Below are 7,880 nucleotides of genomic sequence, written 5' to 3'. Positions count from 1 at the left end.
GCTCAGCTGGATAGAGCACCAGACTACGAATCTGGGGGTCAGGAGTTCGAATCTCTTCGAGCGCGCCACTTCTTCACGCACGAAAAACTTGAATATCTGAGCGCCGAGCGAGGCGTTCTGACGCATAGCCGCCGCGGTGCGCTTTCAGCGCGTTCGACGCTTCTGCCGGCGCGACCTCCTTCGTGAAGCTGGAGCGTCGGGCGGAAAAGTGGTCACCGGTTTTTCGCCCGACGCGGCAAAGGATCTGGGGATGGTGGCCTCATTCGGGTTGCTCGTCCGCCCATTCCGGCAGCGGAAACACCATGTCATAAGCCCAGTTGAAGCCGAGCGCGTAGACCATGTAGAACAGCGCGAAGGATATATCCATCACCAGCGCCTGAACGAGCGAAATGCCGAGATACCACGCGATGAACGGCATCAGCACGATGAGCAGGCCGAGTTCGAACAGAACCGCATGCACCACCCGCGACGGCATCGCCTTCTCGGTGGTGGCGAACAGGCGCTGCATGATGTGGTCGAAAATATAATTGTAGACCATGTTCCAGAGGGCGGCGAGCGTGGCGCTTGCAACGCCCACCACGCCGATGTCGTGCATGGGCATGCCGAAGGCGAATGCGCCGAGCGGAACGATCAGAAGCAGGCCGATAATCTCGAAGCTGAGTGCATGGCGAAGGCGATCGAGAGGGGAGCGCATGGGCAACCTCAAATGAGATGCCGGGTCGTCCCGGCTGTTGTCCAATTCGGGGAGGTCGTCCTCACGCAAGCGGAGATGGCGCATGCGACCGCTCGTTTCAAGTGCCGAAATTTCGAAGTGTGAAAAAGTTTGCTTCGACGTTTTGCGGGAGCGGGAACGGCGAGAGACCCGCGCGACGGTCACGGGAGCGTGTTGTCCTGGTTGACGACACGATTGCGGCCGCCCCTCTTGGCGACATAGAGGCGCGTGTCGGCGTTCTTGAACAGGGCGTTCCAGCTTTCGGACGGTTCGCGCGTCGCGACGCCGAAGCTCGCGGTGACGCCAGTTGCGCCATCCGGCAGGCCGTAGTGATGTGCCTCGACGGCGGCCCTGAGGCGTTCGGCGAACTGCAGCGCCGCCTCGACGTCGGTATCCGGCATCAGGATAGCGAATTCCTCGCCACCCAGCCGGCCGATGATGTCGTGCTTGCGGGCATTCTGGCGCAGGACCTTGCCCACTTCCCTGAGGACCACATCGCCCTGATCGTGACCATAAAGATCATTTATGCTCTTGAAGTGATCGATGTCGCAAAGAACGAGGGAAACCGGATTGTCGATGACCGGCAATTCCGTGTCGATCCGGTCGCCGAAACCGCGCCTGTTCAACACCCCGGTTAGCGCGTCGTAGTCACGCTCGCGTCGCAAATCGTGCAGGACATCGGAAAAGGCAGCAAACAACAGCGTAAGCGCCAGCACCGCCGCGAGAAGACCGACGGAGAAGAGCATGGCCTGCCAGAACAGCGAATTTGCAAAGGCCGCCACGCCGGGAGCGATCCAGTTGGCCGTGGTCAGCAGGGTTCTCGGAAAGAAGTGAAGGGCGAAAAGCAACAGGACCCAGAAGAGAACGCGATCGACGGGGCGAGGCGCCGGACGCTTCGCAAGGGGGACCGTTGCCGAAATCATGATCAGGCCATAGCCGAAATGCTGTACGTAGATTCGAGCGGTCAGATTCCGGTCAACATAGAAAAAATACCAGAACAGCGCCTCGATGATCGCGAATACGGCCAGACATAACCACCAGTTGAACGGTTTTTCGGCGCGCAGCAGTATCCCCTGCACGGTCAGTAATACCGCAAGCGTATAGAATGCGCCGGAAACAAGGGCATTCGCTCCAACGCCCGGAGGCCAGCCGAGAATTTGCGAGAGCGAGCCCAGCGTGAACAATAGGCACGATAGCGCTAGCACCGGCAAATAGAGCAGCCGCCTTTCGATAAGCCAGAACACCGCAAAGGCGAGGCTGAATGTCAGAACGATGCCCGGCCCCGTCAAGGAAAGGATTGTTCGCGCTACCACAGTATCCATCGGACATCAGGCTTCTGAAATAAACAGCTGGTGGAAATCAACATCGGAGAAGGCTGCGATCAATCTCTCCGGACTGCAGGTGACTGCACGTATAGATTGTTCACGGAGAAAAAGTAAGCTTTTAGTTTCAAAATATTTCATTGTCAGCACGTTTTGAGCGTAGGCGGCAAGAAATATCAACGCCAATTAGAGCAATTCTGACTGAAATGGAAGCAGTTATGTATGTCTAGCCCTACCTTTACATGCGGGTAGGGTCACCTGACGTGGTCATTGCTATGCTCGGGGATTTCGAAACCGCGGCAACCGGTTTGGCTTGCAGCCGGTGGTTTTCATGATTTCAGGATCAGGGAATGCCCGCGATTCAGCCGCCACAATCGGCCGCGGGCATACGCCTGGCTCATGTAGAGGGAAGTAACGCCGTGTAGAGGCAGGTCGCAACAAAACGACCCGCCGCGACTGTTCGCGAGCGACCGTTTTATAGCAATTCCAGGTGAATTGGATACCGGTTCACCGTCCGGAATTGCGTAAAAACAAAGAGATAGAACCTTTCCGCGTTTCCGTGAAATGCGGAAAGGTTCTAAAGAACAGGTCAGCCGTATTCCGCCATATCGGCCGCCACCGCGGCCTGCATCTCGTCCAGCACGTCGGGGAGCGCGCTCAGGACCCGGTTCCAGCGCGGCATCAGCGGCGTTGCGTCCGGGGTTTCGAGGAATGCGTTGCCGGCCTCCGTCAGGTTGGTCGCAAACAGTTCGACCGCCTGTTCTTCCTTGTGCCGGTCGGTGGAAAGCCCGTTCATGCGGGCGTCGTTGTGGTAGGTCTCGACCAGATCGAGCGCAGTGCGGAAATAGGCCGCCTTCACCGTTCTGAGCGTCTCCTGCGAGAAGGTGACGCCGTCGGTCGCAAGCTTGCGGAACACGGTCTTGCAGATGTCCGTGGACATGCGCGACAGACCCTGCTGGGCATCCTCTTGCGAAAGCGGCTGGTGCTTGTGGTCGTAGGCGTCGGAAATATCGACCTGGCAGATGGCATTGTTGGAATAGTTGCGCCACAGTTCCGACAGCACGCCGATCTCGAGGCCCCAATCCCACGGAATGCGGATATCGGGCAGGATGTGCGTGCGCATCGCGAATTCGCCTGCGAGCGGATAGCGGAACCCTTTCAGGTAATCGAGATAGGGCTGGTGGCCGATGGTCTTTTCCAGCGCCAGCAGAAGCGGCGTCACCAGAAGCCGGGTCACGCGGCCGTTGAGCGAACCGTCGGCGATGCGCGGATAATAGCCCTTGGCGAACACATAGGGAAAGGCAGGGTTGGTGACCGGGTAGACCAGGCGGGCCAGCATCTCGCGGGAATAGGTCACGATGTCGCAATCATGCAGAGCCACGACGGACGAGTTGCGCGCGCCCAGAACATAGCCGATGCAGTACCAAACATTGCGGCCCTTGCCGGGTTCCGCCGGCGCCAGCGATGCTTCACCGAGCCGGTTGTGGACGGCCTGCATGCGCGGGCCATCGTTCCACAGTACGGCATGGTGCTGGGGCAGGCGGCTGAAATATTTCAGCGCGTAGCGATACTGCTCCTCATCGGCGCGGTCGAGGCCGATGACGATGTTGGAAATATAGGGCACCTCAGTCAGGTGTTTGACGATGTTGTCGAGTGCCTCTGCCTCGAGCTCGGAGAACAGGGAGGGGAGGATCAGCGTGATCGGGCGGGTCGCCGAGAAACTCGAAAGCTCGCGCTCCACGCGATGGAGCGAGCGTTCGCGCAGGTTGTGAAGCGTCGCGACGACGCCGTTTTGATGAAAGTCAGCCATGGCGACGCTCCTGATTTTTGTGCTTGCGGCAGCGCCGGATTGTGGCTGCCGATTGGAATATGGATCAGAGCGGGCGGCTTTCAACGCTGCAAGGCCGCTCGATCGTCATTGTTACGCGGCAACTCCGCGAAGGGCGGGTGGGTCCGTCCAAGTGCGAACTGCTCATGCATTTACCAACTATATTATGCCAATAATTGCAATATCATGTCATTCCAGCCGTAAGGGCCCGTCCGCTCGGACCGGGCGATGAAGCCTTCGCGCTCGCGGTCCGAAACCGGCATTTCGGCATGGGCGGGATTGGCGATGATGAAGCCCCTGTCGGCGGCCTCCAGCATGGCCGCGTCATTGGGCGCATCGCCCAGCGCCACGGCGAAAACCGGCTCATCCGAGGTTTCCGCATAGTGGCTGGCGATCTTTTTCATGGCCTCGGCCTTCGAGGTTTTCGGCATCAGCGTGAAGAACCGGCCGCCTTGGACCGCCTGAAACCCTTGCGCGTCGAGAATTGCGGCAAAGGCGGCGCGCTGGTCCTCGCCGCCGGACCAGAGCCCGGGTTCGGAAAAACGGCGCTTGCGGGCAAGTCGGGCACTTTCGAGCGACATGCCGGTTCTCTCCGCGACCTCCGCATCGCTCCAGTCGCCGAAACCCTGGTAGTGGCGGCGCAAATCCGGGTCCATGGATGACAGCACCGCGCGCAGCCTGTCATAAACGCCGTCTTCATCTGCCTCGCCGCCCGGCCAGTTGACGATGCCCGCGCCGTTTTCCACGATCATCGGGTGATCGATGCCGATCGCGCTAGCGATCGGCCGCATCTCGGCCTCGGTCTTGGAGCTTGCGAGAACGAGCGGGATGCCCCGCGCCTTCAAGAGGTCCAGCGCCGGGCGGGCTGGCTCGAAGGAATAGGTCTCGTGGTCGAGGAGCGTGCCGTCGAGATCGGTGAAGACGATGTGCATCGGATGACCTTTATGCGTCTCAGCTTCTGGCAAGAAACTGCCGCGCCGCATAAAGCGCGATCGCCGAGGCATTGGAAACATTGAGCGATTTGATCTCGCCGGGCATGTCGAGCCTTGCCAGCGTGGTCACCGTTTCGCGGGTCTTCTGGCGCAGGCCCTTGCCTTCCGCGCCGAGCACCAGCGCGATCTTGTCGCCGCGAAGGCTCTCTTCCAGCACGGCGGGTCCCTCCGAATCGAGCCCGACCGTCGTAAAGCCCATGGCGTGGAGTTCATCCAGCGCCTTGGCCAGATTGGTGATCTGGATATAGGGAATATATTCCAGCGCGCCCGAGGCGGATTTGGCGAGCACCCCGGATTCGGCCGGGCTGTGGCGCATGGTGGTGATCACCGCGCCGGCGGCAAACGCGACGGCGGAGCGCAGGATCGCGCCGACATTGTGCGGGTCCGTTACCTGATCGAGCACCAGGAGCAGCGGGCTGTCCTGCAGCGCATCCAGCTTGCGCACCGGCAGCGTGCGCGCCTTCAGCATCACGCCCTGATGGATCGCGTCCTCGCCGAGAATATCGTCGATCTCTTTGGGACGGACGATCTCCACCGGAAGGTCTGCCGGCAGGTCGAGCCCGTCCGTCAGGCGGGCAAGCGCGTTCTGGGTGATCTTGAGCGCAATCAGCGTGCGCTCCGGGTTTTCGATTGCCGCGCGCACGGTGTGCAGCCCGTAAAGCAGCACCTCGTCGTCCGCCACCGGCAGCGGACCGGCCGGGCCGCGCTTGCCCTGACGGGGCGGGGCAGGGGGCAGGTCGCCGCGCGCGCGCTTGCTGTCGCGGTGGGTGCGTCGGAGCTTGGCGTAGTGGCTGTCTTTGGCGGAGCCGTCGCGGTCGTGTTTCTTGTTCATGGTCTTTTTATAGAGCGGCGGGCCGCTTCCGGCTAGACGGTTGGCGCCGGTTTTGCACTGCGGCGCGCCCGCATTGCGGGCCAGATGATTTTTCAGCGGAATTTGTGAAGCGCCGTGTTGACAGAGCGTCATCAGCCGGTCATATACGCGGCGCAGATCGAAGCGAGCCGGCGTGCCGGCGCGGCATCGATCGGCGGCATGGCCGCCATCCAGGCTGGTACTGGAGGAGTGCGTGAGTGGTTAAAACGGACGGACTGTAAATCCGTTGACTTAGTCTACGTTGGTTCGAATCCAACCTCCTCCACCACCGGACCTGGGACCTGATCCGAGCGGAGCGAGGACCGGCGGATCACGCAGACAAGTTGCTGGTTGGAACGCCGATCCGAGTGTATCGAACCGAAACGCTCTTCTTAAGTTCCGCGGGTATAGCTCAATGGTAGAGCAGCAGCCTTCCAAGCTGAATACGCGGGTTCGATTCCCGCTACCCGCTCCAATCCATCTCAAGCCCCTGTCACAAGAATAATCTTTCATCGCCCTGGTTACGTGGACGATTATGTTGCGTCACGCCATTGCGCTTTTCAATGAAAGCCCGTATAGGTTGTATTCCGTTGTGATGCGTTTTCGGGGTTGCGGGATGGAGCATGTTCCGGGCGGCGTGGGGCGAAAGCGCCTGCGGGGATTGACTTGGACCACCGTTTCTTTTGAATAGGCCGGAGTTCAACCTGTTTCAGGTTTATGCCGACCGATTGGAGTGGCCTGACTGCGCCGTCGCCGCTTCTACAGTCCCTGGCGCATAAAGGTTTCGGTCGTCGCGGTTGCAGCAGCGTGATGAGTTTGATGAGGTTCTCCGGCCGGTGGATATCATGCAGTCATTGATCGTGACGGGTGGACTTGCAATCCTGGCGGGCAGTTTTGTCCTGGCCTGGTTTACCGGCGGCCGGCAGCGCTATCTGATGCTTTTCGCAATTGCGCTGCTAACGGTGGACGCGGCCTTCATAGGCATGTTTCTCCGTCCTTACGTGCCGGATAATATCGCCTTGCCGTTCAGCAATATGGCCTTCATCGCCGCCCAGCTCACCTTCGGGGAATCTCTGCTTCAGCGGCGCGGCAAGTCCTTCGGGCGGACTTTCATAATCGGCATGTTCGTCCTCCTCAGCGCGGTCTATGTCGTGCTCTACCTTACCTCGACGATCGAGATTCGCACCGCCGGCATCAATATCGGCCTGATCGTCATCTTCGTCGTCACCCTCAAGCATATCTGGATCCGTCGCGACGACACCATTCACGACAAGCTGATCTTCTGGACCTTCATAACCCTTGGGCTGATGCACACCATCCGCACGGCCGGCGTGTTCTTCAATCAGGATATCGCCAACCCGCAGTCGGTCTTCTGGGGCTTCCTGCAGCTCTATATCCTGCTTCTGGCGATGATCCTGACGCTCGAACTGCTGGCGTCGCATTTCGTGGAACGACTTGAGACGGCAAACACGCTGAGGGATCGCGATCACCTTACCGGTGTCCTGAACCGGGCCGGCTTCGAGCGCGCGGTGGGCGCGATCTATGCCGGCCGGACGCGGGTGATGGTGAGCCTGGTGTTGATCGACATCGACGAGTTCAAGGCGATCAATGACGCGCTCGGTCATCCGGTGGGCGATGCGGTGCTCCGGCGCGTCGGCGCGGTGTTGATCGATCAGTCGCGCGTCGGCGACATCGTCGGGCGCATTGGCGGCGACGAGTTCGCGATCCTTGCCATCGACCTCGGGGCGGAAGGGGCCGGGGCGCTCGGCGAGCGCATTCGCCGGCGGCTCGACGAAGATGCCTCAGCCGGTCAGGGCCGGCAACTCTCCGCCCGCTGCAGCGTCGGCGCTGCGACCATCAACATCGAACGCGGCTACGAGACGCTCTATGCCGCCGCGGATGAAGCGCTTTACGAGGCCAAAAGGCTGGGCCGCAACCGTGTGGTGAGCGGTGCGGCCGACAGCGGCCGGGACGCGGAGCAGGGCGTTGGACGCGTGGTGCCGTTCGTATCCGAGCGTCGGCGCACGGACATCTGACGGGCTTTCGGGCGCTTCCCAGATTTTGTCTTGCTTATTGCTTCCGAAAGCCTTAAACGGCGGCACTAAACCGGTTCGCCGGGGCATCCGTGTTACCAGTTACAGGAAGCATTCACATGGCAAAAGCAAAGTTTGAGCGG

Annotated in this window: 6 protein-coding genes and 2 tRNA genes; 3 read left to right on the top strand and 5 right to left on the bottom strand. The window is 60.5% G+C overall.

What is annotated here, in order from left to right:
- Positions 1–259 precede the first annotated feature (259 nt).
- From B4E36_RS15335 to B4E36_RS15315, 5 genes are all read right to left on the bottom strand, one after another.
- The gene (locus B4E36_RS15335) at positions 260–694 is read right to left on the bottom strand and encodes a PACE efflux transporter (protein WP_292056224.1); all 435 of its coding nucleotides are present in this window, start codon (positions 692–694) and stop codon (positions 260–262) included.
- Between the two features lie 179 nt (positions 695–873).
- Positions 874–2,034, bottom strand: a complete 1,161-nt coding sequence (locus B4E36_RS15330) for a diguanylate cyclase (RefSeq protein ID WP_345900541.1) — start codon at positions 2,032–2,034, stop codon at positions 874–876.
- 589 nt (positions 2,035–2,623) lie between these two features.
- Complete coding sequence (locus B4E36_RS15325; protein ID WP_018063712.1) at positions 2,624–3,844, bottom strand: glycosyl transferase; 1,221 nt, start codon at positions 3,842–3,844, stop codon at positions 2,624–2,626.
- Between the two features lie 182 nt (positions 3,845–4,026).
- Positions 4,027–4,794 (bottom strand): HAD-IIB family hydrolase, encoded by a 768-nt coding sequence (locus tag B4E36_RS15320; RefSeq protein WP_292056214.1) that lies wholly within the window; start codon positions 4,792–4,794, stop codon positions 4,027–4,029.
- Positions 4,795–4,813: 19 nt separating this feature from the next.
- Entirely contained in the window at positions 4,814–5,686 is an 873-nt protein-coding gene (locus tag B4E36_RS15315) for a TrmH family RNA methyltransferase (RefSeq protein WP_292056211.1), read from the bottom strand.
- Positions 5,687–5,908: 222 nt separating this feature from the next.
- On the opposite strand from B4E36_RS15315, the gene B4E36_RS15310 reads away from it, so the two are divergent.
- The 3 genes from B4E36_RS15310 to B4E36_RS15300 all read left to right on the top strand — a co-directional run bounded on the left by B4E36_RS15310 (position 5,909) and on the right by B4E36_RS15300 (position 7,740).
- Positions 5,909–5,993, top strand: a tRNA-Tyr gene (locus tag B4E36_RS15310).
- Positions 5,994–6,105: 112 nt separating this feature from the next.
- Positions 6,106–6,179: transfer RNA gene (locus tag B4E36_RS15305), tRNA-Gly, on the top strand.
- A gap of 370 nt (positions 6,180–6,549) precedes the next feature.
- On the top strand, positions 6,550–7,740 hold the full coding sequence (locus B4E36_RS15300) for a GGDEF domain-containing protein (RefSeq protein WP_345900540.1): 1,191 nt from the start codon (positions 6,550–6,552) through the stop codon (positions 7,738–7,740).
- Positions 7,741–7,880: the final 140 nt, after the last annotated feature.

It is taken from the genome of Martelella sp. UBA3392, assembly GCF_002358775.1.
GTDB classification, from domain to species: domain Bacteria; phylum Pseudomonadota; class Alphaproteobacteria; order Rhizobiales; family Rhizobiaceae; genus Martelella; species Martelella mediterranea.
The sequence above is the reverse complement of the archived record's forward strand: the minus strand, read 5'-3'. Positions and strand labels throughout refer to the sequence as shown.